This is a genomic window from Haemophilus sp. HMSC068C11 (genome assembly GCF_001815355.1).
GTDB lineage: Bacteria > Pseudomonadota > Gammaproteobacteria > Enterobacterales > Pasteurellaceae > Haemophilus_D.
In genome coordinates, this window is sequence record NZ_KV820360.1 from 83,255 (window position 1) to 109,615 (window position 26,361).

The window sequence follows — 26,361 nt, forward strand, 5'->3', positions numbered from 1 at the left end:
GGTAGAAATTAATGAATATTATTGAAATTAAGGATCTCAACCGTTACTTCGGTGAAGGTGAAAATCGCGTTCATATTTTGAAGAATGTCTCTTTAAATATTGAAAAAGGCGATTTTGTAGCGATTATTGGGCAGTCAGGTTCCGGCAAATCGACCTTGATGAATATCATCGGATGCTTGGATACAGCAACCAGTGGTTCTTACAAAATCAATGGCAAAGAAACTATTGAATTAAGCAAAGATCAGCTGTCAGATTTACGTAGCCAAAAATTCGGCTTTATTTTCCAACGCTATAACTTATTGTCGAGTTTAACTGCCGCTGAAAACGTCGCCTTGCCTGCTATTTATGCAGGAATGTCGCAAGAAAAACGTCTTTCTCGTGCAAAACAACTTTTAGAAAAATTAGGTTTAGGTGATAAATGGCAAAATAAACCAAGCCAGCTTTCCGGTGGTCAGCAACAACGTGTGAGTATTGCACGTGCATTGATGAATGGTGGCGAAATTATTTTAGCCGATGAACCCACTGGCGCATTGGATTCGCAAAGTGGTCAAAATGTAATGGAAATTCTGCGTCAATTACACGCAGAGGGACACACCATTATTATGGTAACCCACGACCGAGAAATTGCGGCCAGTGCGAATCGTGTGATTGAAATTAAAGACGGTGAAATCATTGGCGATACGCAAAAAGAAACAGTAAAAAGTGCGGTCGAAAATCCAACCAAATCTAAACCGCACTTTGGGTTTAGCAAAGATCAATTTGTAGAAGCCTTTCGTATGTCTGTGAGTGCTATTATTGCCCACAAAATGCGTTCTCTTTTAACCATGCTCGGGATTATCATCGGGATTACGTCTGTGGTTTCTGTCGTGGCATTGGGAAATGGTTCACAGCAAAAAATCTTAGAAAATATTCGAGGAATTGGGACGAGCACCATAACGATTTTTAATGGTACAGGCTTTGGTGATCGTCGTGCTGAACAAATGCAGAATCTCACAATTAATGATGCAACTGCCTTAAATCAACAAAGTTATGTACAAAGTGTCACGCCGAATAGCTCATCAAGTGGCACATTAATTTATGGCAACCAAACTTTCTCCTCGACCAGTTTAAAAGGTGTAGGAGAACAATATTTTGATGTAGATGGCTTAAAACTAAAATCCGGTAATTTATTTTCGGCTCAAGATGTCGCTGATAACAACCAAGTAGCCTTAATCGATGAAAGTGCGAAAAAGTCGATTTTCCCAGATGAAAATCCCATCGGCAAAATTGTGATGTTTAATAAACGTCCATTACGTATTATTGGCGTAGTATCTGATAAACAAATGGGCGGGGCAAGTAGTTCACTTAATCTCTATGCGCCTTACACTACTGTGATGAATCGTATTTCGGGCAGCAAAAAAATTGGCTCGATTACCGTTAAAGTAGATGATTCCGTGAATACTACAGTCGCTGAAAAAGGGATTACTGAATTGCTTACCATGCGTCATGGTAAAAAAGATTTCTTCATCATGAATAGCGATACCATCAAACAAACTATTGAAAGCACAACGGGCACGATGAAATTGCTCATTTCCTCTATCGCCTTTATTTCATTAATCGTTGGTGGGATTGGTGTGATGAATATTATGTTGGTTTCCGTGACAGAGCGAACCAAAGAAATTGGTGTGCGAATGGCTATTGGGGCAAGACAATTCAATATTCTGCAACAATTTTTGATTGAAGCAGTGCTAATTTGTTTAATTGGCGGCGTGACGGGTATTCTGCTTTCGGGTTTAATCGGTCTACTATTTAACGTATTTATGACTGACTTTACGATGGCATTCTCTACCGGCTCAATTGTTGCAGCGGTGGTCTTCTCTACCCTTATTGGTGTGATCTTCGGCTATATGCCGGCAAAACGTGCAGCACAATTAGATCCAATTACAGCTCTTGCTCGAGAATAAAGAAATTTTGTAAAACACAAAAGAGCGGTTAAAATTCTTACTAATTTTTGACCGCACTTTAATTAAAAAGAAAGGAAAAAATCCATGTTAAAAATGAAAAAATTAACCTTAGCAATCGCGATGGCAACGGCTCTAGCAGGTTGTGCTAACATCGGCGATTCTTATAAAGCGAGCCAGCAGGATTACCAAAATTATGCGGAAATCACCAAACAATTTAATGTAAAAGAAAACTGGTGGGCGCTTTACAATGATTCACAATTAAATCGTGTGGTAGAACAAGCATTAGTCAACAACAAAGATTTAGCCAAAGCGTCTGTTGCCGTAAACCGTGCTCTATATAATGCAAACCTTGCAGGCGCAAATTTAATTCCGGCATTTAGTGGTTCAACCCAATCTTCCGCAAGTAAAAATATGAAAACCGGTGGCAGCTCAGCAGTAAGCCATCAAGGTGCATTAAATGTGAGTTATACGTTAGATCTATGGCAACGTTTAGCGGATACCGCTGATGCGGCAGAATGGTCACACAAAGCTACTGCTGAAGATTTAGAAGCAACCAAACTTTCACTCATCAACTCTGTTGTAACAACCTATTATCAAATTGCTTATTTAAATGATGCTATCAGCACAACCGAAGAAACCATCAAATACTACAACGACATTAGCAGCATCATGCAACGCCGTTTATCACAAGGTGTTGCGGACAGCGCAAGTGTAGATCAAGCACAACAAGCGGTATTGAACGCACGTAACAACTTGATCAACTATCAAACACAACGTAAAACAGCAGAACAAACTTTACGTAACTTACTGAACTTAAAACCGGAAGAAGCATTAAATATCAACTCCCCACACATTCTTAATGTAAAAAATGTAGGCGTAAATTTAAATGTACCTGTTTCTGTGATTGCAAACCGTCCTGATGTAAAAGGCTATCAATATCGCTTAAGTAGTGCATTCAAAAATGCAAAAGCAACTGAAAAAAGCTGGTTCCCTGAAGTCACTTTAGGCGGAAGCTTAACATCAAGTGGTACTAAAGTCGGTAATGCATTGCACAATCCAGTTGGTACAGGTTTAATCGGCATTAGCCTACCATTCCTCAACTGGAATACCGTAAAATGGAACGTGAAAATCTCTGAAGCAGATTATGAAACCGCACGTTTAAACTATGAGCAAAGCATTACTAAAGCCTTGAACGATGTAGATACCAACTACTTCGCCTACACACAAGCACAAAGTGCCTTTGCTAACTTGCAAAAAACACACAGCTATAACCAACGTATCACCAAATACTATCGTGATCGTTACAATGCTGGTGTATCTGAATTACGTGAATGGCTCGCTGCGGCAAACACAGAGAAAAGCTCTCAACTTTCTATCTTGAATGCAAAATACAACATCATTCAGGCAGAAAATGCCGTATATAGTTCAATGGCAGGTTATTACTCCCGTTAAAATCATGATTAAGGAAGTTTCGGCTTCCTTAATCTTTTTTATGGACATGAAAAATGAAAAAACAGCTGACTTTTTATTTTATTCGACATGGTAAAACCGTTTGGAATACAGAAGGTTTAATGCAAGGTCATGGCGATTCCCCTTTGACTGAAGAAGGCGTTAATGGCGCGAAAAAAACAGGTGTGGCACTTAATCATATTCCTTTTGTCGCGGCCTACTCTAGCGTATTAAAACGTACCATCGCGACAGCCTCTCATATTATTGGTGAACGAGATATCCCCCTTTTCCATCACCAAGGTTTAAATGAACAGTATTTTGGTTCTTGGGAAGGCAAAGTTGTTGATACGTTAAGAGAACACCCAGAGTTCAAACAACTCATTAAAGATCCTGCCAATTACAAAGCTCAAGTAAATGGCGGAGAAACGTTCGAACAATTGGGCGAGCGAGCCATGAAAGCATTGCACGACATTATTAAGATCCACAATCAAGGCAATATTCTCATTGTGTCGCATGGCCATACTCTACGTTTATTGCTTGCCTTATTAAACGGTGCTACGTGGCAAAATCACCGCGATGAAGATAAATCAGTATCTCTCATTAACACCTCAATTAGTGTTGTGCATTATGACGATGAGAACGGTTTTTGCGTTGAGAAAATAAATGATGCGGATCATTTAAAATAAGCAAATTTACCTAAAAAAATAACCGCACTTTGGATGACCTAAAGTGCGGTTAATTTTTATGATGTTTTTGTGATTATTTCACTTCGCGGAATAAAATCTCGCTTGGAATCACAGATCCTTGCCAGTAAAGCTCAGTTGATACTTTCTCCGCTAAATCTAAGAAAGATTTCGCAATTTCACTGTCTGGCGCTGCAACTACGGTTGGTTTACCCGCATCCAAATCTTGACGAACTTGGATATTCAACGGTAACTGACCTAATACTTTCACATTGTATTTTTGTGCCATTTTTTCTGCACCACCAGTACCGAAAATTGCTTCGTGATGGCCACAATTGCTACAAATATGCATAGACATATTTTCCACAATACCTAACACAGGCACAGATACACGTTCAAACATCGACACGCCTTTCACCGCATCTAATAACGCAATATCTTGTGGCGTGGTAACCACTACAGCTCCTGTTACCGGAATTTGTTGTGAAAGGGTTAATTGGATATCACCTGTACCCGGAGGCATATCGATCACTAAGTAATCCAAGCTATCCCATAAGGTTTCATTTAAAAGCTGGCTTAATGCACTACTTGCCATAGGACCACGCCAAATGGTTGCATTATCTTCATCCATTAAGAAACCGATCGAGTTGGCAGATAAACCATACGCTTTAATTGGGGTGATATGTTGGTTATCTGGTGAAGTTGGGCGTTGATGCGGCGCACCTAACATATGCGGAATAGATGGGCCGTAAATATCTGCATCTAAGATCCCCACACGAGCACCTTGAGCTTGTAAAGCAAGCGCAAGATTCACTGAAACGGATGATTTCCCTACCCCGCCTTTACCTGAAGTCACCGCAATGATGTTCTTTACACCTTTTACAGCGGGTTGATTATTTGCACGTTTTAACGTTGCGATTTGATAATTCACCACCCATTTGATTTCTTTGCTATCTGTTGCTTTTAATAAAGCATCAGAAAGCTGCTGTTTCACTTGCTCCACGCCAGTGTTCCATGCAAAAGGCAATTGTAATTCAATACGTAATACGTCACCGCCTTTTTCAACTTTCTTCAAAGTCTTTAATTCGATTAAGTCTTTTTGTAAGGTTGGGTGTTGAAATTGTTGGAAAAGTTGCAGAACCTGAGATTGTTGTTCTGCCGTTAAATTTTCAGAAAAAGCAGTTGCCATAATATTCCTTTAATAGTAGTAGGTAGTAGAGTAAATTTGTCAGGGATATTCTACCCCTTTTACACCTCAAATGTTAAGCTAAAAGTATAACTAAACTAGAAAAAATCACACCAATCGGGTAACATACTCACAATTTTTGCAAAAAGAATAAGAGAAAAATAATGACAACTCAACCTCGTAAAATTTTAGTCACTTGTGCATTACCTTATGCAAATGGTGCCATTCATTTAGGCCATATGTTAGAACACATTCAAGCGGATATTTGGGTGCGTTTCCAACGTATGCGTGGCAACAAAATTCATTTTGTCTGTGCTGATGACGCACACGGCACACCAATCATGCTTAATGCTGATAAATTAGGCATTACACCAGAAGAATTAATCGCAAAAGCAAAAGCTGATCACGTACGTGATTTTGCAGGCTTTAATATCAGTTTTGATAACTATCACTCTACTCACAGTGCAGAAAATAAACAAATCACCGCTGATATTTACAATAAATTAAAAGCTAAAGGCTTCATTAAAACGAAAGTGATTTCTCAGTTATTCGATCCTGAAAAGAATATGTTCTTACCGGATCGTTTCGTTAAAGGGACTTGTCCAAAATGTAAAGCTGAAGATCAATATGGTGATAACTGCGAAGTTTGTGCTTCGACTTATAGCCCTATGGATTTAATTAATCCGCGTTCTGCTGTATCAGGTGCAACACCAATCATTAAAGAATCTGAACACTTCTTCTTTGACTTACCTGCTTTTGAAAGGATGTTAAAAGAATGGACTCGCTCTGGCTCACTTCAACCGGAAATTGCAAACAAAATGCAAGAATGGTTTGAAAGTGGTTTGCAACAATGGGATATCTCTCGTGATGCCCCTTATTTTGGTTTTGAAATTCCAGGTGCAAAAGATAAATTCTTCTATGTTTGGCTAGATGCCCCAATCGGCTACATGGCTTCATTCAAAAATCTCTGCGATCGTGAAGGCATTGATTTTAATGAATTCTGGGGAGAAAACAGCGATGCAGAACTTTATCACTTTATTGGTAAAGATATCGTGTATTTCCACAGTCTATTCTGGCCGGCGATGTTAGAAGGTAGCGAATTCCGCAAACCAACCAATGTGTTTGCTCACGGTTATGTCACCGTAGATGGCGCCAAAATGTCAAAATCACGCGGTACATTTATCCAAGCCAGCACCTATTTAAATCACATTGATCCAGAATGTTTGCGTTACTACTACGCAGCGAAATTAAACGATCGTATCGAAGATCTTGATTTCAATTTGGAAGATTTCGTTCAACGTGTAAACACTGATATCGTGAATAAATTAGTCAATTTAGCGTCTCGTAATGCGGGCTTTATCACAAAACGTTTTGAAGGCAAATTAGCAGATAAACTAGAAGATGAAGCGCTTTTCAATGAATTCACTGCACAAGCTGAACAAATTGCTGCTTATTATGAAAGCCGTGAATACAACAAAGCGATTCGTGAAATCATGGCATTAACTGATAAAGCCAATAAGTATATTGATGAAAAAGCCCCTTGGGTCATTGCAAAAGAAGAAGGCAAAGAGGCTGAATTACAAGCAGTTTGCTCAATGGGTATCGAGCTTTTCCGTGTATTAATGTCTTACTTAAAACCGGTTCTTCCAAAACTGGCTGAACGTGCAGAAGCGTTCTTACAAACAGAACTAACATGGGATAATATTGCACAGCCATTATTTGGTCATCAGCTTACTCCATTTAAAGCCCTTTTCTCTCGTTTAGAGAAAAAACAAATTGATGCTGTTGTAGAAGAAACTAAAGCACTTTTCGCTGAAGCAAACAAAGCGACAGAAAAAACAGCGGCTAAAGCGACCGCACTTTCAAATGTCGAACCAATTGCTGACACCATTACCATTGACGATTTTGCTAAAATTGATATGCGTGTGGCAAAAGTGCTGAAGTGCGAAGCTGTACCAGAATCAAACAAACTCTTACGTTTTGAATTAGATTTAGGTGACCATACTCGCCAAGTGTTCTCTGGCATTAAAGCAGCCTACAACAAACCTGAAGAATTAGAAGGTCGTTTTGTTATTGTGGTTGCAAACCTTGCACCACGTAAAATGAAATTTGGTGTATCGGAAGGAATGATTCTTTCTGCTGGTACTGGCGGAAGTGATTTATTCTTACTTTCAGCGGATAGCGGTGTCACTGCAGGTATGCAAGTAAAATAATTTAATATTTAGGCGACTTCGGTCGCCTTTTTTATTGCCAAATAGAATCAAATACCCTACCATATCAATCAGCTATTTATCATGCAAATTAAAAGGAATTCATTATGACAAACGAACTTATCTGCTATAAACAAATGCCGGTTTGGACAAAATATAAACTACCTAAAATGTTTCAAGAAAAACACAATACTAAAGTGGGTACTTGGGGCAAGCTTACGGTATTAAAAGGTAAACTTAAATTTTATGAGCTAACCGAAAATGGCGATGTCATTGCTGAACATATTTTCACCCCAGAAAGTGATATTCCATTTGTTGAGCCACAAGCCTGGCACCGAGTTGAAGCCCTTTCTGATGACTTAGAATGTACGCTTGGTTTCTATTGCACAAAAGAAGATTACTTCAGCAAAAAATATAATATGACTGCAACGCATGGTGATGTGGTTGATGCAGCTAAAATTATCAAACCTTGTAAAGTGCTAGATTTAGGCTGCGGACAAGGTCGTAATTCGCTTTATTTAAGTTTAAAAGGCTATGATGTAACCTCTTGGGATCACAACGAAAACAGCATCGCCTTCTTAAATGAAACTAAAGACAAAGAAAACTTGAATATTAAGACCGCTGTTTATGATATTAACACCGCCAATATTCAAGAAAACTACGACTTCATTTTATCAACCGTGGTATTTATGTTCTTAAACCGTGAGCGAATTCCAGCCATTATTAAGAATATGCAAGAACACACCAACCCAGGTGGTTATAACTTAATTGTTGCAGCCATGTCCACGCCTGAAGTGCCTTGTCCACTTCCTTTCTCATTTACATTCTCTGAAGGTGAATTAAAAGAATATTACAAAGATTGGGAATTCTTAGAATACAACGAAAATATGGGCGAATTACATAAAACTGATGAAAACGGCAATCGCATTAAATTAAAATTTGCGACAATGCTAGCAAGAAAAAAATAATTCGCTAATTTAAAAAAGAAAATGACCGCACTTTGTCTATCAAGTGCGGTCATTTTTTATGGTGTTTTAATTACTCTTCAATAGAACGCAATAATTCGTTGATACCTACTTTACCTAAAGTTTTTGCATCAACTTTTTTCACGATCACTGCACAGTATAAGCTGTATTTACCACATTTTGATGGAAGACTACCTGAAACCACTACAGAACCAGCAGGAACGCGACCATAGAATACTTCACCTGTTTCACGATCGTAAATCTTTGTTGATTGACCAATGAATACGCCCATAGAGATCACACAACCATCTTCAACAATCACGCCTTCAACGACTTCAGAACGTGCACCGATGAAACAGTTATCACCGATAATGGTTGGGTTTGCTTGTAATGGCTCTAATACACCACCAATCCCTACACCACCAGATAAGTGAACGTTTTTACCAATTTGCGCACATGAACCAACGGTTGCCCATGTATCAACCATGGTACCTTCACCCACGTATGCACCGATATTTACATAAGATGGCATTAATACACAGTTTTTAGAAATGTATGCCCCTTTACGTACGGTTGCAGAAGGTACGACACGGAAACCTTCTTGAGCAAAACGCTCTTCGGTATAGTCAGCAAATTTCAATGCCACTTTGTCGTAGTATTTAGTTTCAGCGCCATCAATGATTTGATTATCATTGATACGGAAGGATAATAATACCGCTTTTTTCAACCATTGGTGAGTAACCCATTCGCCATCAATTTTTTCTGCAACACGGTATTTACCGCTATCTAATCCTTCGATCACTTCTTCGATTGCTGCACGAGTTTGTGCATCAACTGTTTTAGGGGTAATTTCCGCACGTTTTTCAAATGCAGCTTCAATAACTTGTTGTAAATTTGACATTTTGCTTCCTATTGTTGATGTGAAATAACGGTTAATAGTTTTATCATATTTTTGACTTTCAAGCAAAAAACAACCGCACTTTCTTTTGATTTAAAACATAAAAAAAGCGAACCGAATTATGGCTCGCTTTTTTCTATTTTTTCGTTTAAGTTAGTTGATAACAGAAACATTTAATGATGAACCGCCAACGATTCTTACGCGACGACCTGCTTTAAAGCTAGGATCCGCTTTTTGAACCACAACGATCTCTTCTCTATTATCTTTTCTGATAACAAGCTCTGCACCATTAACTTGGCTCATTTTCTCTTCAGCTTTGCTACCAATAATCGCCCCACCAATTGCACCTACTGCAGTTGCAATTGCTTGTCCAGTGCCACCGCCAATTGTACTACCAGCGATACCACCTAAAGCACCACCACCAACTGTACCGATTACACCTGGATTATCCGCTTGGATTTTAACAGGACGAACAGAAACAATAGTACCATAGCTAATTGAACGCGCTTCTTTTGCTTGATCTGCAGAGTATACATCACCACTAAAAACATCGGTGTTTGCACAACCCGTTAAACCAACAGACATCATAAGTGCTAATGCTACTGTTACTTTTTTCATAAAACTAACCTTCTAAAAATGAATTAGATTGGGTTTCTTGGAGACCAAGTAGAAACGTTTTTCACGCCTTGACCGTTGTCAGATACTTTCACACAAGCACCAGTTACTAAAGTTGAATCGTATTTGTGAACGATAACTTCTGTTTCACCTTCTTGTTTGTATGAGCAGTCATTTTTACGAACGGTTAATTTTACATCATCACCTTGTAATTCGGTGAAGATAACTTGACCTTTATAAGCGCTTTCATCTTTTTGTGATTGAGATGAACAAGCTGATAAACCTAAACTTAATAAGACAGTTAATGCTAAGGTAATTTTTTTCATTACACTAAACCTCGAGTATTTTCTTTATTGTATAAGGATGAACCTTTATGCAAACGTGATTTTCTGTTTTATCAACAAAACTCACTGCAATGGATGGATTGGGCAATTGCTCCCCTTCCACCTTAGGTTCGCTCACCTTCATGGTTAATTGAGTTAGTTCCTTCCATAAAAATGTATTGCAAATTCGATTAACCCAATCCTCAACAGATTCATGAGATAAAAACGGCATTACAATTTCAATATGTTCCCAAGTTTCTTGGGGATATTGTTTATTTTTAGGAAACGGTAATTCAATAACATCGACAGGCTGACCAATGAAATCAACTGGCTCATCTAATTCAATCAAATAGATAGGACGCCCATTGACGATATTATCGCTTAAAATTCTACCGCACTTTAATAACTCTGTCAGCCAATTTTTTGCTTTTTCTTCAGTATTTGCTCTTAAAGCTAAATGATCAATTTGATAATCCGCTAAATTCACTTTCATGACGGCAGCTAATTGCTGAATTTTTTCTTGAAATAGAGGCAACTCTTGATAAAGTGCGGTCGATTTTTCCATTAAATTTGACATTTTCTCTTGCTCTTACTTTGAGAAATCTATAAACAACGGTATCATAGCCGATTATTTTCATTATTCAATTTCAAGATTAGGAAAAACCGTGAATATTCAATCTATTTTATCCGATAAAATTAAACAAGCGATGATTGCTGCTGGCGCAGATGAACAATGCGATGCGCTTATTCGCCAATCAGGTAAACCACAATTTGGCGACTACCAAGCAAACGGCATCATGGCTGCTGCTAAAAAACTAGGTTTAAATCCACGTGAATTTGCACAAAAAGTATTAGATCATGCTGATCTTTCTGATGTCGCAGAAAAAACTGAAATTGCTGGTCCAGGTTTTATTAATATTTTCTTAAATCCAACTTGGTTAGCGAATAACGTTTCTGCCGCATTAAAAGATCAAAATCTTGGTGTCAGCGCAAATGAAAAACAAACCATCGTGATTGATTATTCTTCACCAAACGTTGCGAAAGAAATGCACGTAGGTCATTTACGCTCTACCATCATCGGTGATGCCGTTGTTCGTACCCTTGAATTTTTAGGTCATAACGTTATTCGTGCGAACCACGTAGGTGACTGGGGTACCCAATTCGGTATGCTCATTGCTTATCTTGAAAAAATGGAAAATGAACATGCGAGTGAAATGGAACTTCAAGATCTTGAAGCATTCTATCGCGAAGCGAAAAAACATTATGATGAAGATGAAGCTTTCGCTGAAAAAGCCCGTAACTATGTGGTGAAATTACAAGGTGGAGATGAATATTGCCGCACAATGTGGAAAAAATTAGTTGATATCACCATGCAACAAAACCAACGTAACTACGATCGTTTGAATGTCACCTTGACCGAAAAAGATGTGATGGGTGAAAGTCTTTATAACCCGATGTTACCTGCTATCGTTGAAGATCTGAAAAAACAAGGTTTAGCCGTTGAAGATGAAGGTGCATTAGTCGTTTATCTTGACGAATTCAAGAATAAAGAAGGCGAACCAATGGGGGTAATCGTTCAGAAGAAAGATGGCGGTTTCCTTTATACCACTACAGATATCGCGGCGGCTAAATATCGTTATGAAACCTTAAAGGCAGATCGTGCATTAGTGTTCTCTGATACACGTCAAAGCCAACACATGCAACAAGCCTGGTTAATTACGCGTAAAGCCGGTTATGTACCAGACAGCTTCTCACTTGAACATAAAAACTTCGGTATGATGTTGGGTAAAGATGGTAAACCATTCAAAACTCGTACTGGCGGCACCGTAAAATTAGCAGATTTATTAGATGAAGCGATTGAGCGTGCCACTGTATTAATCAACGAGAAAAATACCAACTTATCTGATGAAGAAAAAACTGCGGTTATTGAAGCGGTGGGTATTGGCTCGGTGAAATATGCGGATCTTTCCAAAAACCGCACAACTGACTATGTGTTCGATTGGGATAATATGCTCAGTTTTGAAGGTAATACCGCGCCTTATATGCAATATGCTTATACACGTATTCGTTCAATCTTCAATAAAGCAGACGTGAATCCAACCGCTCTTGCAGAAGCGAAAATTCAGCTTTCAGATGAAAAAGAACGTGCATTAGCAATCAAATTGCTTCAATTTGAAGAAGCCGTTCAAACGGTGGGGAAAGAAGGGACACCTCATGTGCTCTGTGCTTATTTATATGAATTGGCGGGTGTGTTCTCTTCATTCTATGAACACTGTCCAATCTTAAATGCAGAAGATGAAAGCGTAAAACTAAGCCGTTTAAAACTTGCTTCTCTTACAGAGAAAACCTTAAAACAAGGTTTAGCGTTATTAGGCATTAAGACAATCGAAAAAATGTAAAAAAAAGTGCGGTCAATTTCGACCGCACTTTTTCTTTATACATCCACTAAAATGAGTATCGCCGCTTCTCCGCCCCATTCTTTGGGTGCTTGGTGTAATGCTCGGACTTTAGGGTGCTGAACTAACCAACGTGGAATTTGTTTTTTCAACGTAAAGGTTCCATAGCCCGTCATGATGCTCGCGCAATAAACATGCTCATCTTCACAAGCTAACAACAGTGCTGCCAATTCCATTTTGGCTTGTTCACGGGTTAAACCATGTAAATCCAAAAATAATTCGGGTGAAAAATCGCCACGACGAAGTTGTTTCAATAAATGGCTATCTTCCCCTTCGCGTAAATATTTGATAACACCATCATGTTCATTTAGCAAAGGTTCATATTCATCGGAAAAATAGAAAAGCGTATCCTCTTTTTCTCGAATATCACGTAAATGAGATTTTTTTTGACCGCTCTTTTGACGAGGTGCCACAAAGGTATCTTGCTTGATGGGTTTGATTCCTTTTGTTTCCGCCCGAAAAAGATCGAAATCATCTTGTTCTGTCATTATTTTTCTCAATTTGTTATTTTGCTTAATGATAGCACATCTATTCTATGGTATAACTAGCCAAAATTTTTATTGAGGCACAAAATGGAAACCTTACACAATCAAGAACTTGTTGCGACAATTTTAGAAGATAATGTGGCAAGTGAATTAACGACCATTCAAGATTTTTTACGCTGGACATACAGCACATTTAACCGTTCTGATATTTATTACGGACAAGGCCATGACAATGCGTGGGATGAAAGCCTTCAATTAGTCCTTGCGGGACTTCAATTACCGCTCGATTTACCGCAAGATTTATTCAGCAGCAAACTCACTCCTTCAGAAAAAGAAACCTTAGTACAGTTAGTCTTAAGCCGAATTGAGCAACGTGTCCCTGTTGCTTATTTAACGAATAGTGCGTGGTTCTGCGGATTAGAATTTTATGTGGATGAACGCACTATTATTCCTCGCTCACCAATCAGTGCATTAATTCAAGATAAATTTGCTCCGCTTTTAAAATCTGAACCAAAACGTATTTTAGATCTTTGTACTGGCAGTGGTTGTATCGCGATTGCCACGGCAGAAGCCTTTCCTGAGGCTGAAGTGGATGCGGTCGATCTTTCTGTGGATGCGTTAAATGTGGCAGAGATCAATATTGCTCGCCACCAATTAGAACACCGTGTTTTCCCGATTCAATCAGATTTATTCCAAAATCTCTTCGGTCAACAATATGATTTAATCGTCACCAATCCGCCTTATGTGGATGAAGAAGATTTGGCAGATATGCCGGAAGAATTCCATTATGAGCCTAAATTAGCCTTAGGTTCCGGTGTTGATGGTTTAGAAATTACAAAGCAAATTTTAAAACAAGCGCCGGATTATTTAACACCAAATGGCATGCTCGTTTGCGAAGTGGGCAACAGCATGGTAAGTCTCATTGAACAATATCCAGATGTGCCATTTGAATGGGTTGAACTAAAAAATGGCGGTCTAGGTGTATTTGCCATTAGCCGCGAAGATTTAGTGAAACATCACGATTCTTTTTAATCTCAAGTGCGGTTAAAAATCGTCGTGAATTTTGACCGTACTTAACAAATTACTGGCGCGCGTTCTTAACGCGTGCTTTTCTTTTTTTAATAACACAATGAATTTACAAAAACTTTTACTGACTCGTCGTTTCTTTTCTACCCTTGCATTCTTTTCCATGCAAACGGTATTTTTCATCTATTTACAAGGAAAAGGCTTAAGTAACAGTGAAATAGCCTTTTCACTCTCGTTGCTTTTCTTCTGCAACCAAGCATTAGCGATTTTAGCCGGTATCTGGGGCGATCGTTTTGGACTGGCCAAAATGATGTTACTTGGATGCTTTTTAGATGTGATCGCCTATATTTTCTTTCTCTCTGCAGACAATTACATTCTGCTTTTAATTGCCACCACCTGTTTTGGCTTAGGTAGTTGTTTGTTTGGTACCAATGCAAAAGCCTGCCTATTGGTGCTCGCGGGTGAAGAATACAAAGAGAAAACTCGATTACAGGGAAAATATTTAAAAGTCACCTCCATGTCGTCTATATTTGCGCCTTTGTTGGTGATTCCATTTATCAAATATAATCATATTGAATGGTTGATTTGGGTCTGCTTTCTCATGGAAGCGGTTCTCTTTGCCTTAATGGTAAAACCGTTTTATCAAATCCAAACTTTGCAAACCTTAGTGAAATTTCGCTTTGCCCAAATAAAAGAAATCATCACCAAAGAATTTTTATTTGTGCATTTAATGTTGTTTATTCCTCTTTCCATTGCAACATCATTCTTTGTGATCTTCCCGTTTCTTTTTGATAACAAATTAGGGATGCCGGAACACTCCCCCATTGCACTTTTTGTGAATGGTTTACTGACAGTCTCATTACAAAGTTATTTTTCTCGAAAAATTAATTTAACGATTAAACAAACCTTATGGGTGGCCCCAATCCTGGCTGTGGGCATTATCTTGCCTTGGTTTATTACGTTGAAATATATTTCTGTGGTTTCTGCTTATATTTACTTAGTCATCTTCACGGTGATTGAAGTCTATGCCTTAACGGCAATGGCGAATTTATTAGTAAAATTTGATAATGGGACCAACCGAGGCTTTATCTTTGGCTCATCACGATTATTGCTTTCTGTCGCAACAGTTATCGTCATGAACTTAGTACCTCATTTATTTTTATTGTAAAAAAGAGCGGTCAGAATTCACATTAAATTCTGACCGCCCTTTTATTTTTGCTATTTTACTTCACATCTAATTCGACATTATCAAACAATTTCTTCACGGCATTGTTATCACGCAACCTCTCGGCTTTTTCAACCATTGGACGCGTTAAGTGAGGTGAGAAAAATTCGATAAAGTCATACATATAATTGCGTAAGAAAGTGCTGTGTTTAAACGCAATTTGCGTCATACTCGCACGGAACAAATGCCCTGCATCAATCGCCACTAAATCCTTATCGGCTGGCGTATGCGCCATAGATGCCATAATGCCCACGCCTAATCCTAAACGCACATAGGTTTTAATCACATCAGCATCCGTTGCAGTAAACACAATATTCGGCAAAATACCGGCTCGGTTAAATGCATAATCCAAATCAGATACACCAGTAAAGCCGAAGGTATAAGTGACTAACGGATATTTACCTAATTCTTCAACGGTAAGCTCTTTCACTTTTGCTAAAGGATGATCGGGTTTAACAATCACCGAACGATTCCACAAATAGCAAGGCAATTGAATCAAATCATCAAAAAGATATGGTGCTTCTGTCGTAATCGCTAAATCGACTTCGCCCGAAATCAATGCATCATGAATTTGCGTCGGTGAACCTTGATGAATATGTAAACTCACATCCGGATATTGTTTAGAGAAACGTTCCACCACAGCTGGCAGCATATAACGCGCTTGTGTATTGGTTGTCGCAATGCGTAACACGCCATGATTCGGACAAGTATATTCATTGGCAACCGATTTAATGCTTTGCGCTTTCACCAAAAGCTCACGGGCAATAGCTACAATCTTTTTACCCGCAGGTGTAATAGATTTAATGTGTTTACCATTACGTTCAAAAATCTCTAAACCCAATTCATCTTCTAACAAACGAACTTGTTTACTGATACCTGGTTGAGAGGTATAAAGCGCGTTGGCCGCCTCTGTCACGTTTAAATTTTGGTTTACAATCTCAACAATGTAGCGGAGTTGCTGCATTTTCATCGCGAATACCACCTATTTTTTATAGCGTTTACTTAACTCAGTATAACGTTTTACTGCTTTACGAATTTGACCTGATTTTGGTCGACGACGAGGTTTGGTTACGTCTAATTTGGTTTCGGTTTCAGACGGTAAGCCTACTAATTCACGTAAATAGTTGACGTTTTCCAAATCCATTTCTTCCCAGCCACCTCGCGGTAAGCCTTTCATCAGCTTAATGTTGCCGTAACGAATACGAATCAAGCGGCTCACTTGAATGCCTTGTGATTCCCACAGACGGCGTACTTCACGGTTACGACCCTCCATTAAAGTCACATCGTACCATTGGTTAATTCCAACGCCACCCGCAAATTTGATTTCTTTGAAATTAGCAGGCCCATCTTCTAACTGCACGCCTTTACGCAAACGCGCTAACATGGCATCATCCACTTGACCAAATACGCGCACGGAATATTCACGTTCAACTTCACGGCTTGGGTGCATTAAACGATTAGCTAATTCACCATCAGTTGTAAAAAGTAATAAGCCCGAAGTATTAATATCTAAACGACCGACTGCAATCCATCTTGCACCATTTAAGCGTGGTAAACGATCAAATACTGTTGCACGACCTTCAGGATCGCTACGGGTACAAAGTTCGCCTTCAGGTTTATAATACATCAACACACGACACACTTCTTTTTGTGCTTGTTGAAGGTTTATGATTCGACCATCAATACGCACTTTTACACCAGAATGTACATCGATACGATCACCAAGAGTCGCCATTTTGCCATCAACACTCACACGGTTTTCAGCAATCATCGCTTCAATTTCACGACGAGAGCCTTGTCCTGCTCGCGCAAGCACTTTCTGTAATTTTTCACCTTCTACAGTAGATTGACGAGATGGTCTAGCTACCTTAGCTTTAGGGATTGATTTGATGTCAGAATTGACCACACTTTTACGATCTTTACGCTCAAAGTGCGGTTGCTTTCCCGCTTGTTTTTCACGTTCTTGTCTGACTGTTTTTTGAATAGGTTTCATCTGTTTTCCTTTGTCGCTTTCCCAAGCGTCTAAAATAAGTTAAATGAAAGGAGCAGTACTACCACTTCCTTCACGTAAAATGACTGGCGATTCTTCCGTTAAATCTACCACCGTTGTTGGTTCTTGACCTAAATAGCCACCATGAATAATTAAATCCACTTGACGTTCTAAACATTCACGAATCTCTTCTGGATCGGAATAAGTCATATGTTCATTATCAGGCAACATCAGTGAGCAAGATAGAATCGGTTCACCTAATGCGTTCAATAAATCCAAAGCAATTTGGTTATCCGGCACACGCAAACCAATAGTTTTGCGTTTTGACGTCATTAATCGACGAGGAAGCTCTTTCGTTGCCGTCAAAATAAAGGTATAACGTCCCGGTGTATTGTTTTTAATTAAGCGATAAGCCACATTACTGACCGTTGCATAGGTTGAAAGCTCGGATAAATCGCTACATACCAACGTAAAATTATGCCCTTCTGGCAATTTACGAATTGCAACAATACGATCCATCGCATGTTTATCGCCTATCATACAGCCTAAGGCATAGCCCGAATCTGTCGGGTACACAATGACACCACCTTGACGCAAAATTTCTACCGCTTGATTAATCAAACGCGCTTGCGGATTTTCAGGGTGGATATAGAAAAATTGGCTCATAATTTTGTCCTTAAAAAACTGACGAGATTATACACCGATTTAGATGCAGGTTATAAGAATTTGTTATAAAAAACGACCGCACTTTGAAAACGAATCCAAAGTGCGGTCCATTTTTTAAGTATTTTATTTCAATAATTCACGGAGGGCTGAACCGATTTCAGCAAGACTTCTCACTGTCTTCACGCCAGCCGCTTCAAGTGCGGCAATTTTATCTGCAGCTGTTCCTTTTCCACCGCTGATAATCGCTCCTGCATGTCCCATACGCTTGCCTTTTGGCGCCGTTACACCTGCGATATAAGCCACCACAGGTTTTGTCACATGAGATTTAATGAACGCTGCCGCCTCTTCTTCTGCAGAGCCACCGATTTCACCAATCATCACGATGGCTTCAGTTTCAGAATCTTCTTGGAATCGTTTAAGAATATCAATGAAGTTAGATCCTGGAATAGGATCGCCGCCGATCCCTACGCAAGTGGATTGACCGAAACCTTCATCTGTTGTTTGTTTTACCGCTTCATAGGTCAAGGTGCCTGAACGAGAAACAATGCCTACTCTGCCTTTTTTATGGATATTGCCCGGCATAATACCAATCTTACATTCATCCGGTGTAATCACGCCTGGACAATTTGGGCCGATCATCACGACACCCGTTTCATTTAATTTTTGTTTTACCAACAACATATCCAATGTCGGAATGCCTTCTGTAATACAGACTACCAACTGAATACCTGCATCAATGGCTTCTAAAATGGCATCCTTACAAAATGGTGCGGGCACATAAATCATCGTTGCCGTAGCCCCTGTAGCTTGCACCGCTTCACGCACTGTATTAAATACCGGCAAACCTAAGTGAGTTGTTCCGCCTTTATTCGGTGAAACGCCACCCACTAACTTTGTGCCATAAGCCAATGCCTGTTCGCTGTGAAATGTCCCTTGCGCACCAGTGAAACCTTGGCAAATTACTTTTGTCTCTTTATTAATTAAAATCGCCATGATTATTCTCCTTTTGCCGCTTTCACTGCCGCTTGTGCTGCTGCTTGTAAACTATGTGCTGCAATTAAATTCACACCACTTTCGGCTAAAATTGCTCTACCTTGTGGGGCATTGGTTCCTTCTAATCGAACCACAACAGGCACTTTTACACCGACTTCTTGAATCGCCGCCACGACACCTTCAGCAATAAGATCACAGCGTACAATTCCACCAAAAATATTCACTAATACAGATTTCACATTTTTATCTGTAAGAATAATCTTAAAGGCTTCAGCCACACGTTCTTTCGTTGCACCGCCACCAACATCAAGGAAGTTTGCAGGGGTACCGCCATATAATTTCACAATATCCATTGTGCCCATAGCAAGTCCTGCGCCATTGACCATACAGCCAATATCACCTTCCAAAGCAACATAGTTAAGTTGATATTTTTCTGCTTCGGCTTCACGTGCATCACTTTGACTTAAATCGCGTAAGGCTAATAAATCAGGATGTCGATAAAGTGAGTTATCATCAATGCCTACTTTCGCATCTACGCAAATTAAATTGCCTTCTTTTGTCACCACAAGCGGATTCACTTCAACTAGAGAAAAATCTTTTTCGATAAAAAGTTGAGCGAGTTTTACAAAAATCTCGGCAAATTGTTTATTTTGTTCGCCGCTTAAACCAAGTTTAAAGGCTAATTCACGGCCTTGATATGGCATTCCCCCCACGAGAGGATCAATGGTCACTTTATGAATTAATTCAGGCGTTTCTCTTGCTACATCCTCTATGCTCATCCCCCCTGCTGAAGAAGCCATAAAAATCACTTTCTGCGAAGCACGATCAATCACTGCACCAAGGTAAAGTTCTTTCTCAATCTGGCAGGTTTCTTCAATATAAATGCTATTAACGGGTTGGCCTTTTTTATCAGTTTGGAAGGTGACTAAATGCTGGCCAAGCCATTTATCTGCAAAAGCACGCGCTTCTTCTGCATTATGCACGAGCTTCACACCACCAGCTTTTCCACGTCCACCTGCGTGAACTTGACATTTCGCTATCCAAACATCACCATTCAGCTGAAAGAGTGCCATTTCAGCTTCATCTGCCGTTTGGCACACGACACCTTCACTCACAGGCAGAGCATATTGCTTAAAAAGCTGCTTAGCTTGGTACTCATGTAAATTCATATTTCCTTCCTATTTTTGATGTTGTTTAGCGAAACAAACAAAAATTTGACCGCACTTTGTTTTATTTTAAATTCTGGGCTTGCCCTTTCTATATTGAGTTATATACTGGGACAGAATAACCACAATTCATGTTAAGGATAACAACATGCAAACGAAAAAATCAAGCAATCTTGCGATTGCGCTCATTTGGTTTACTGCTGCTATTTCAATGGCAGAAATTCTCACCGGTACTTGGTTTGCACCACTAGGATGGCAACAAGGTTTAATCGCCATCGTCGTTGGACACTTTATTGGTGGTTCGATGTTTTTCTGTGCTGGTTACATCGGCGCAAAAACCCAAAAAAGTGCTATGCAAACGGTACAAATTTCATTTGGTGAAAAAGGCTCTGCGCTTTTCTCTTTACTTAATGCCATGCAATTAATGGGATGGACTGCAGTCATGATTTATATGGGCGCTGACGTCATTTCCATCTTAAATCAAACACCTGATGCTTCACTCTTCCCATTTCTTACACTTGGTTTAGGCATACTCATCATACTTTGGCTACTACTCGGCTTTACTAAATTAGGTATCTTTAAAAGCATTTCACTTGTCACCATGTTTTTACTGATGTTGTGGCTTAGTATTCAAGTCGCCAATAAACCATTCATTACCATGGATGTAGCACAAAATATTAAATTTGGTACAGCTGTTGAAATTGCTGCTGTCATGCCGCTTTCTTGGTTACCGGTAGTATCTGACCACACGAAGAATAGCGAAACACCATTTAAAACGACCGCACTTTCAACGCTGACTTATACCGCGACTAGCTGCTGGATGTATGCTCTTGGCTTAGGTGCAGCATTAGTGACCGGTAAATCTGAAATCTCACAAATTCTTTCGCTTGCTGGTGTCAGTGTTATTGGCGTATTAATTGTCATCGCCTCTACCATGATTAACACGGCTCTTCCCGCCTATTCCACCGGCATGAGTTTAAATAATATTTTCCCTCAATTAAAAGTTACGCCAATCTCGGTTCTTACCGTGATTGTGGGCATCATATTAGCCTCAACCTTACCTGTAACAGAATACGAACATTTCTTGTTCTTTATTGGCTCTGTATTCGCGCCAATGATCGCCGTGCTTATCGCTGATTTCTTCGTGCTTAAACAACATGATGTAAGAAAATCAGTTGATAGTGTTGGACTCGGCGTTTGGTTTGTCGGCTTCGTGCTCTATCGTTTTCTGATGGCAAAAGGTTGGGAAAGCGATTTAGGTCTGACTTTCCCTGTTATCATCATTACCTTTATCTTAGCAATCTTAGTACGCAAAATAGCTAAATAAAGATTGGATTTTAACGATAGAAAGGCGGGCATTGTTCCCGCCCTTTTAATTACTTCGATATAAAAAAGGCTTTTTCCCTCAAAAGAGAAAAAGCCTATATACTTAAATTTCTAATAATAAACGAGTTGGATCTTCTAATAAGTCTCTAATCGCCACTAAGAAGCCAACAGATTCACGACCATCAATTAAACGGTGGTCATAAGATAGGGCTAAATACATCATAGGACGAATCACCACTTGACCATCTACCGCAACCGGACGTTCTTTGATGGCATGCATGCCTAAAATTGCACTTTGCGGTGGGTTAATAATTGGTGTAGACATTAAAGAACCAAATACGCCGCCATTAGTAATGGTGAAGTTACCCCCAGTTAAATCCTCAACCGTTAATTTACCATCACGGCCTTTTTCTGCGAGTGATTTAATTTGTTTCTCAATATCTGCCATGCTGAGTTTATCGCAGTTGCGTAATACTGGTGTCACTAAACCACGCGGCGTTGAAACGGCAATGCTAATATCAAAATAGTTGTGATACACAATGTCATCACCATCAATTGAAGCATTCACTTCTGGATAACGTTTTAATGCTTCAACCACTGCTTTAATGTAGAAAGACATAAAGCCTAAACGTACACCATGTTGTTTCTCAAATTTCTCGCCGTATGTTTTACGTAATTTCATAATCGGCTGCATATCCACTTCATTGAATGTCGTGAGCATTGCGGTGGTATTTTTTGCTTCCAATAAACGTTCTGCAATACGTTTACGTAAACGGGTCATTGGTACACGTTTTTCTGAACGAGAGCTATATGCCACAGTACTGATTGTATTCTGCTCTGTCGCCACATCTTGTTTCGCTTTTTGTGCATCACGTTTTGCTACTTCACGAGCAATATCTTCACGGGTAATACGACCACCTACACCAGAACCTTGAATTTTCTCTGCATCTAAATCATGTTCAGCTAATAAACGACGAATAGCAGGACCTTGATCCGCTGAATTATTGTGACTATTTTCAATCGCTGCTTTTTGACGATCTGCTGGTGTTGGCTCATTGCCTTTCACTGTCTCTGATGAAATATCACCCGCTTGTTGAGTAGAAAGTTTACCTAAAAGCTGTTTACTTACTACGGTTGCACCTTCTTCTTGAAGAATTTCAGCCACTACGCCATCACTTAAAGCTGGCACTTCAAGTACCACTTTATCTGTTTCGATTTCCACTAAGACTTCGTCACGTTTTACCGTCTCACCGACTTTTTTATGCCATGTTGCAACAGTTGCATCCGCAACGGATTCCGGTAAATCTGGAACAAGAATTTCGATTGTCATTTTATTTTCCTTTAAATTATTCTTTCTTTAAAAATTACTCAAATTTTGACCGCACTTTTACAGTGTCAGTGCATCTTCTACCAATTGTTTTTGCTGTTTGGTGTGTAAAGACATATAACCTACCGCTGGTGAAGCTGAGGCTGGACGACCTGCGTATTTTAACTTCACATGCTCAGGAATTGAGCTGTCAAAGTTATGCTTACTGCAATACCAAGCACCTTGGTTTAATGGCTCTTCTTGACACCACACAAAATCCGTCACATGGGCATAAGGCTCTAACGCTTTCTTCACATCTTCATGTGGATACGGATAAAGCTGTTCAATACGAATAATCGCCACATCTGTTTGGTTATTCGCACGGCGTTTTTCTAAGAGATCGTAATACACTTTACCAGAGCATAGAACCACACGTTTAACTTGTTTTGGATCGATATCATCAATTTCACCAATTACGGTTTGGAATGTGCCATTTACTAATTCATCCATACTTGAGACGGCAAGTGGATGACGTAATAAAGATTTTGGTGAAATACCAATTAATGGACGACGCATTTTACGGATCGCTTGGCGACGTAACATGTGATAAACCTGTGCTGGTGTAGATGGAATACACACTTGCATATTCTGTTCTGCACAAAGTTGTAAATAACGTTCTAAACGAGCGGATGAGTGCTCTGGACCTTGGCCTTCATAGCCATGTGGTAATAACATGACTAAACCACACATTCTGCCCCATTTTTGTTCGCCAGAACTAATAAATTGGTCAATCACGATTTGTGCGCCGTTTGCGAAGTCACCAAATTGTGCTTCCCAAATGGTTAATGTTTTTGGATCTGTTGTAGCATAACCATATTCAAAGGCTAGTACAGCTTCTTCAGATAATACAGAATCCCACACCTCAAAACGACCTTGGTTAGCATGTAAATGTGTTAATGGCACATAGCCTGTCCCGTCATTTTGGTTATGCACAACTGCATGGCGGTGGAAGAACGTACCACGTCCTGCATCTTCACCCGATAAACGAACATTAGCGCCTTCATCTAATAAGGTTGCGTATGCCATAGTTTCCGCCATACCCCAATCGAACAATTTCTCGCCTTTTGCCATTTCACGGCGATCAGCATAGATTTTTTCTACACGAGGATGTGCACGTAAGGTTTCTGGATATTCACTAACACGCTCCGCTAAAGTTTGGAAACGTTCTTGTGGGAATTTACTTTCGTAAGGGGATGTCCAGTCATAGTTGAGATATTGCAACCAGTCCATTTGGGCAGTATCCATTTCTCGCCATTCTTTCACTACGCGATCGCCATTATCTAAGGCATCACGATAGAGATTCATCATTTCAATGGTTTCTTCTTCGGTAATTACCCCTTCAGCAATTAAACGATCAGCATAGACTTTGCGTGGCGTTGGATGTTTTTTGATGATGCTATACATCATTGGTTGAGTGGCTAATGGCTCATCAGCCTCATTATGACCATGACGACGATAAGAAATCAGATCAATGAAAATATCGCGTTTGAATAGATTGCGATATTCCACCGCCATTCTCGCGGCAAAAGCGACCGCTTCAGGATCATCACCGTTTACATGAATAATCGGTGCCTGAATCATTTTCGCGATGTCCGTACAGTATTCTGTTGAACGGGTGTCATTTGGGTTAGAGGTAGTAAAACCAATTTGGTTATTGATCACAATACGGATTGTGCCACCAACGGTATAACCACGCGCATTCGACATATTCAAGGTTTCTTGTACAACACCTTGTCCTGCTACCGCTGAATCCCCATGAACCGTAACGGCTAATACTTGATTACGTTCTGTATCATTCTTTTTGGTTTGACGAGAACGTACCGCACCAATAACTACTGGACTAACAATTTCTAAATGGGATGGGTTGAATGCAAGGGTTAAATGCACGCGACGATCACCGACCGCAAAGTCGGAAGAGAAACCTTGGTGGTATTTCACGTCACCTGTACGCTCGCCTGAATGTTTACCCGCAAACTCGTCGAAAAGATCTTCAGGTTTCTTACCAAGCACGTTTACTAACATGTTTAAACGGCCACGGTGTGCCATACCAAACATCACATCTTGTACGCCTTGTTTGCTCGCATGACGAATAATTTCTTTCATCAATGGAATAAAGGCATCACTTCCCTCTAAAGAGAAACGTTTTGCCCCCGGGAATTTCGCACCAAGATAACGTTCTAAGCCATCTGCAGCGGTCAATTCACTTAATAAATTAATTTTTTCTTCTTTGCTAAAGAGCGGTTTATTTAATTGGCTTTCTAATTTGCTTTGTAGCCAACTTTTCTGCTCCATATCTTGAACATGCATAAACTCAAGACCAATTGAACCACAATAGGTCTCTTTCAACATTTTAGCTAAATCACCTAATTTGATGTTATCGCGATGATAAACGTAGTGATTAATATTGAAGGTTTCGTTGAGATCCTGCTCGGTAAAACCGTGATAACGGTAATCCAACTCAGGTACGCTGGAGACTTTCCAACGATAATAATTGATTGGGTCTAGTTTCGCTTCTAAATGACCACGGAAGCGATAAGCATTGATAAATTGGAGAACTTTGACTAATTTTGCGCTGGCTTCAGGATCGATAACCGTCACGGCTTCTGTTGTATTTTCTCTTGCTAAACGACGGAAATAATCACGCACTGGTGAATGTGGTTGCTCTGCTGCAGTTGTTTTTGGCAATGCATCAAATGTGGCTCGCCAGCTTTCATCGACTGACGATGGATCTTCTAAATAACTTTCGTATAACTCTTCAATATACGATTGATTTGCCCCACCTAAAGCAGTTGAAGCCAACCATTCATCAAAGGCATTATAATGCTGCATATCTACCCCTTGTATTACATGATGTTGTCCGCACATTATACATAGGATACAAAAAGAAATAATCCTCCAAATCACACTTTGTTACAATTTTGTGATCTACTTCAATAAAAAAACCGCACATAAAGTGCGGTCTGTTTTATCTCTGTTTTCTTAGAAACTTAAGAATGGTGTGATTTTCTCAATTGTGGCTTCACCGATACCATCAATATTTGAAAGTTCGGCAGCGTTTTTGATTTTGCCCACTTTGTTACGGTAATCAATGATCGCTTGTGCTTTTTTCTCACCGATACCAGAAAGTTTTTGTAATGTTTCTGCATCCGCTTTATTGATATTTACTTTAGCAGAAGAAGCCACTTTCTCTTTTGCTGATTCTTTTGTTGAAGTCGCGTTTTCTTTCACTTCTTTTACTTTATCTGCGGCTTTTGTTTTTGCTTCAGATGCTTTTTCTTTCGCATTATCTTTAACTGAATTTAATTTTTCAGTGGCTTTGTCTTTCATGGACGGTTGATTATTCTCAGTCGCTTTTTCTTTTAAAGCAGATGCTTTCTCTTTTACCACATC

The 26,361-nt window shown here is 39.6% G+C and carries 22 protein-coding genes and 1 pseudogene; 9 read left to right on the top strand and 14 right to left on the bottom strand.

Annotation, left to right across the window (positions count from 1 at the left end):
* Positions 1–11 precede the first annotated feature (11 nt).
* The 3 genes from HMPREF3020_RS02190 (at position 12) to HMPREF3020_RS02200 (ending at position 4,078) form a co-directional block, all read left to right on the top strand.
* A complete protein-coding gene (locus HMPREF3020_RS02190) occupies positions 12–1,943 on the top strand; it encodes a MacB family efflux pump subunit (RefSeq protein ID WP_049372551.1) in 1,932 nt (643 codons plus the stop codon).
* An 84-nt stretch (positions 1,944–2,027) separates the two neighbouring features.
* Positions 2,028–3,395: a toxin/drug exporter TdeA gene (locus HMPREF3020_RS02195; RefSeq protein ID WP_070775400.1), complete on the top strand. Its 1,368-nt coding sequence runs from the start codon at positions 2,028–2,030 to the stop codon at positions 3,393–3,395.
* Between the two features lie 53 nt (positions 3,396–3,448).
* Complete coding sequence (locus HMPREF3020_RS02200; protein WP_049372549.1) at positions 3,449–4,078, top strand: histidine phosphatase family protein; 630 nt, start codon at positions 3,449–3,451, stop codon at positions 4,076–4,078.
* A gap of 73 nt (positions 4,079–4,151) precedes the next feature.
* Here HMPREF3020_RS02200 and apbC read toward each other — a convergent pair whose 3' ends face one another.
* On the bottom strand, positions 4,152–5,264 hold the full coding sequence (gene apbC / locus HMPREF3020_RS02205) for an iron-sulfur cluster carrier protein ApbC (RefSeq protein ID WP_049372548.1): 1,113 nt from the start codon (positions 5,262–5,264) through the stop codon (positions 4,152–4,154).
* Positions 5,265–5,425: 161 nt separating this feature from the next.
* On the opposite strand from apbC, the gene metG reads away from it, so the two are divergent.
* Both metG and tehB read left to right on the top strand, forming a co-directional pair.
* Complete coding sequence (metG, locus tag HMPREF3020_RS02210) at positions 5,426–7,474, top strand: methionine--tRNA ligase (RefSeq protein ID WP_070775401.1); 2,049 nt, start codon at positions 5,426–5,428, stop codon at positions 7,472–7,474.
* Between the two features lie 104 nt (positions 7,475–7,578).
* A complete protein-coding gene (gene tehB, locus HMPREF3020_RS02215) occupies positions 7,579–8,439 on the top strand; it encodes an SAM-dependent methyltransferase TehB (RefSeq protein WP_070775402.1) in 861 nt (286 codons plus the stop codon).
* Between the two features lie 70 nt (positions 8,440–8,509).
* Here tehB and dapD read toward each other — a convergent pair whose 3' ends face one another.
* The 4 genes from dapD to HMPREF3020_RS02235 all read right to left on the bottom strand — a co-directional run bounded on the left by dapD (position 8,510) and on the right by HMPREF3020_RS02235 (position 10,849).
* A complete protein-coding gene (dapD, locus tag HMPREF3020_RS02220) occupies positions 8,510–9,337 on the bottom strand; it encodes a 2,3,4,5-tetrahydropyridine-2,6-dicarboxylate N-succinyltransferase (RefSeq protein ID WP_005695977.1) in 828 nt (275 codons plus the stop codon).
* A 150-nt stretch (positions 9,338–9,487) separates the two neighbouring features.
* Positions 9,488–9,952, bottom strand: coding sequence for an outer membrane lipoprotein (locus HMPREF3020_RS02225; RefSeq protein WP_070775403.1), 465 nt, complete (start codon positions 9,950–9,952; stop codon positions 9,488–9,490).
* A 23-nt stretch (positions 9,953–9,975) separates the two neighbouring features.
* Entirely contained in the window at positions 9,976–10,275 is a 300-nt protein-coding gene (locus HMPREF3020_RS02230) for a hypothetical protein (RefSeq protein ID WP_049365853.1), read from the bottom strand.
* 4 nt (positions 10,276–10,279) lie between these two features.
* Complete coding sequence (locus HMPREF3020_RS02235; RefSeq protein ID WP_049366949.1) at positions 10,280–10,849, bottom strand: VOC family protein; 570 nt, start codon at positions 10,847–10,849, stop codon at positions 10,280–10,282.
* A gap of 88 nt (positions 10,850–10,937) precedes the next feature.
* Between HMPREF3020_RS02235 and argS the strand changes: the two genes are divergently transcribed.
* Positions 10,938–12,671, top strand: coding sequence for an arginine--tRNA ligase (gene argS, locus HMPREF3020_RS02240; protein ID WP_070775404.1), 1,734 nt, complete (start codon positions 10,938–10,940; stop codon positions 12,669–12,671).
* 35 nt (positions 12,672–12,706) lie between these two features.
* On the opposite strand, the gene smrB is transcribed toward argS, so the two are convergent.
* A complete protein-coding gene (gene smrB / locus HMPREF3020_RS02245; RefSeq protein ID WP_065244786.1) occupies positions 12,707–13,216 on the bottom strand; it encodes an endonuclease SmrB in 510 nt (169 codons plus the stop codon).
* An 84-nt stretch (positions 13,217–13,300) separates the two neighbouring features.
* Between smrB and prmB the strand changes: the two genes are divergently transcribed.
* Both prmB and HMPREF3020_RS02255 read left to right on the top strand, forming a co-directional pair.
* On the top strand, positions 13,301–14,245 hold the full coding sequence (prmB, locus tag HMPREF3020_RS02250; protein WP_070582355.1) for a 50S ribosomal protein L3 N(5)-glutamine methyltransferase: 945 nt from the start codon (positions 13,301–13,303) through the stop codon (positions 14,243–14,245).
* Between the two features lie 97 nt (positions 14,246–14,342).
* Positions 14,343–15,407, top strand: coding sequence for an MFS transporter (locus tag HMPREF3020_RS02255; protein WP_070582354.1), 1,065 nt, complete (start codon positions 14,343–14,345; stop codon positions 15,405–15,407).
* Positions 15,408–15,462: 55 nt separating this feature from the next.
* Here HMPREF3020_RS02255 and cysB read toward each other — a convergent pair whose 3' ends face one another.
* The 5 genes and pseudogenes from cysB to sucC all read right to left on the bottom strand — a co-directional run bounded on the left by cysB (position 15,463) and on the right by sucC (position 20,282).
* Entirely contained in the window at positions 15,463–16,434 is a 972-nt protein-coding gene (gene cysB / locus HMPREF3020_RS02260; RefSeq protein ID WP_049384265.1) for an HTH-type transcriptional regulator CysB, read from the bottom strand.
* Between the two features lie 12 nt (positions 16,435–16,446).
* A pseudogene (rluB, locus tag HMPREF3020_RS02265) lies at positions 16,447–17,376 on the bottom strand (23S rRNA pseudouridine(2605) synthase RluB); the annotation flags it as partial.
* A 120-nt stretch (positions 17,377–17,496) separates the two neighbouring features.
* Positions 17,497–18,120 carry an L-threonylcarbamoyladenylate synthase gene (locus HMPREF3020_RS02270; RefSeq protein ID WP_070582353.1) on the bottom strand — a complete coding sequence of 208 codons (624 nt, stop codon included), beginning with the start codon at positions 18,118–18,120 and terminating at the stop codon, positions 17,497–17,499.
* Between the two features lie 123 nt (positions 18,121–18,243).
* Positions 18,244–19,113: a succinate--CoA ligase subunit alpha gene (sucD, locus tag HMPREF3020_RS02275; protein WP_070775405.1), complete on the bottom strand. Its 870-nt coding sequence runs from the start codon at positions 19,111–19,113 to the stop codon at positions 18,244–18,246.
* A gap of 2 nt (positions 19,114–19,115) precedes the next feature.
* Positions 19,116–20,282, bottom strand: coding sequence for an ADP-forming succinate--CoA ligase subunit beta (gene sucC, locus HMPREF3020_RS02280; RefSeq protein ID WP_070775406.1), 1,167 nt, complete (start codon positions 20,280–20,282; stop codon positions 19,116–19,118).
* A 145-nt stretch (positions 20,283–20,427) separates the two neighbouring features.
* On the opposite strand from sucC, the gene cytX reads away from it, so the two are divergent.
* A complete protein-coding gene (cytX, locus tag HMPREF3020_RS02285) occupies positions 20,428–21,606 on the top strand; it encodes a putative hydroxymethylpyrimidine transporter CytX (RefSeq protein WP_070775407.1) in 1,179 nt (392 codons plus the stop codon).
* 102 nt (positions 21,607–21,708) lie between these two features.
* Here the strand turns inward: cytX and odhB are convergent, their stop codons facing one another.
* The 3 genes from odhB to HMPREF3020_RS02300 all read right to left on the bottom strand — a co-directional run.
* Complete coding sequence (odhB, locus tag HMPREF3020_RS02290; protein ID WP_070775408.1) at positions 21,709–22,935, bottom strand: 2-oxoglutarate dehydrogenase complex dihydrolipoyllysine-residue succinyltransferase; 1,227 nt, start codon at positions 22,933–22,935, stop codon at positions 21,709–21,711.
* A 57-nt stretch (positions 22,936–22,992) separates the two neighbouring features.
* On the bottom strand, positions 22,993–25,800 hold the full coding sequence (gene sucA, locus HMPREF3020_RS02295) for a 2-oxoglutarate dehydrogenase E1 component (protein ID WP_070775409.1): 2,808 nt from the start codon (positions 25,798–25,800) through the stop codon (positions 22,993–22,995).
* Positions 25,801–25,950: 150 nt separating this feature from the next.
* The coding region (locus HMPREF3020_RS02300) for a ComEA family DNA-binding protein (protein ID WP_180363110.1) at positions 25,951–26,361 on the bottom strand (411 nt) is incomplete at its 5' end.

Coding starts and splice junctions, on each gene's coding strand:
- HMPREF3020_RS02190 (WP_049372551.1), top strand. CDS start 12: ATGAATATTATTGAAATTAAGGATCTCAACCGTTACTTCGGTGAAGGT.
- HMPREF3020_RS02195 (WP_070775400.1), top strand. CDS start 2,028: ATGTTAAAAATGAAAAAATTAACCTTAGCAATCGCGATGGCAACGGCT.
- HMPREF3020_RS02200 (WP_049372549.1), top strand. CDS start 3,449: ATGAAAAAACAGCTGACTTTTTATTTTATTCGACATGGTAAAACCGTT.
- apbC (WP_049372548.1), bottom strand. CDS start 5,264: ATGGCAACTGCTTTTTCTGAAAATTTAACGGCAGAACAACAATCTCAG.
- metG (WP_070775401.1), top strand. CDS start 5,426: ATGACAACTCAACCTCGTAAAATTTTAGTCACTTGTGCATTACCTTAT.
- tehB (WP_070775402.1), top strand. CDS start 7,579: ATGACAAACGAACTTATCTGCTATAAACAAATGCCGGTTTGGACAAAA.
- dapD (WP_005695977.1), bottom strand. CDS start 9,337: ATGTCAAATTTACAACAAGTTATTGAAGCTGCATTTGAAAAACGTGCG.
- HMPREF3020_RS02225 (WP_070775403.1), bottom strand. CDS start 9,952: ATGAAAAAAGTAACAGTAGCATTAGCACTTATGATGTCTGTTGGTTTA.
- HMPREF3020_RS02230 (WP_049365853.1), bottom strand. CDS start 10,275: ATGAAAAAAATTACCTTAGCATTAACTGTCTTATTAAGTTTAGGTTTA.
- HMPREF3020_RS02235 (WP_049366949.1), bottom strand. CDS start 10,849: ATGTCAAATTTAATGGAAAAATCGACCGCACTTTATCAAGAGTTGCCT.
- smrB (WP_065244786.1), bottom strand. CDS start 13,216: ATGACAGAACAAGATGATTTCGATCTTTTTCGGGCGGAAACAAAAGGA.
- prmB (WP_070582355.1), top strand. CDS start 13,301: ATGGAAACCTTACACAATCAAGAACTTGTTGCGACAATTTTAGAAGAT.
- HMPREF3020_RS02255 (WP_070582354.1), top strand. CDS start 14,343: ATGAATTTACAAAAACTTTTACTGACTCGTCGTTTCTTTTCTACCCTT.
- cysB (WP_049384265.1), bottom strand. CDS start 16,434: ATGAAAATGCAGCAACTCCGCTACATTGTTGAGATTGTAAACCAAAAT.
- HMPREF3020_RS02270 (WP_070582353.1), bottom strand. CDS start 18,120: ATGAGCCAATTTTTCTATATCCACCCTGAAAATCCGCAAGCGCGTTTG.
- sucD (WP_070775405.1), bottom strand. CDS start 19,113: ATGGCGATTTTAATTAATAAAGAGACAAAAGTAATTTGCCAAGGTTTC.
- sucC (WP_070775406.1), bottom strand. CDS start 20,282: ATGAATTTACATGAGTACCAAGCTAAGCAGCTTTTTAAGCAATATGCT.
- cytX (WP_070775407.1), top strand. CDS start 20,428: ATGCAAACGAAAAAATCAAGCAATCTTGCGATTGCGCTCATTTGGTTT.
- odhB (WP_070775408.1), bottom strand. CDS start 22,935: ATGACAATCGAAATTCTTGTTCCAGATTTACCGGAATCCGTTGCGGAT.
- sucA (WP_070775409.1), bottom strand. CDS start 25,800: ATGCAGCATTATAATGCCTTTGATGAATGGTTGGCTTCAACTGCTTTA.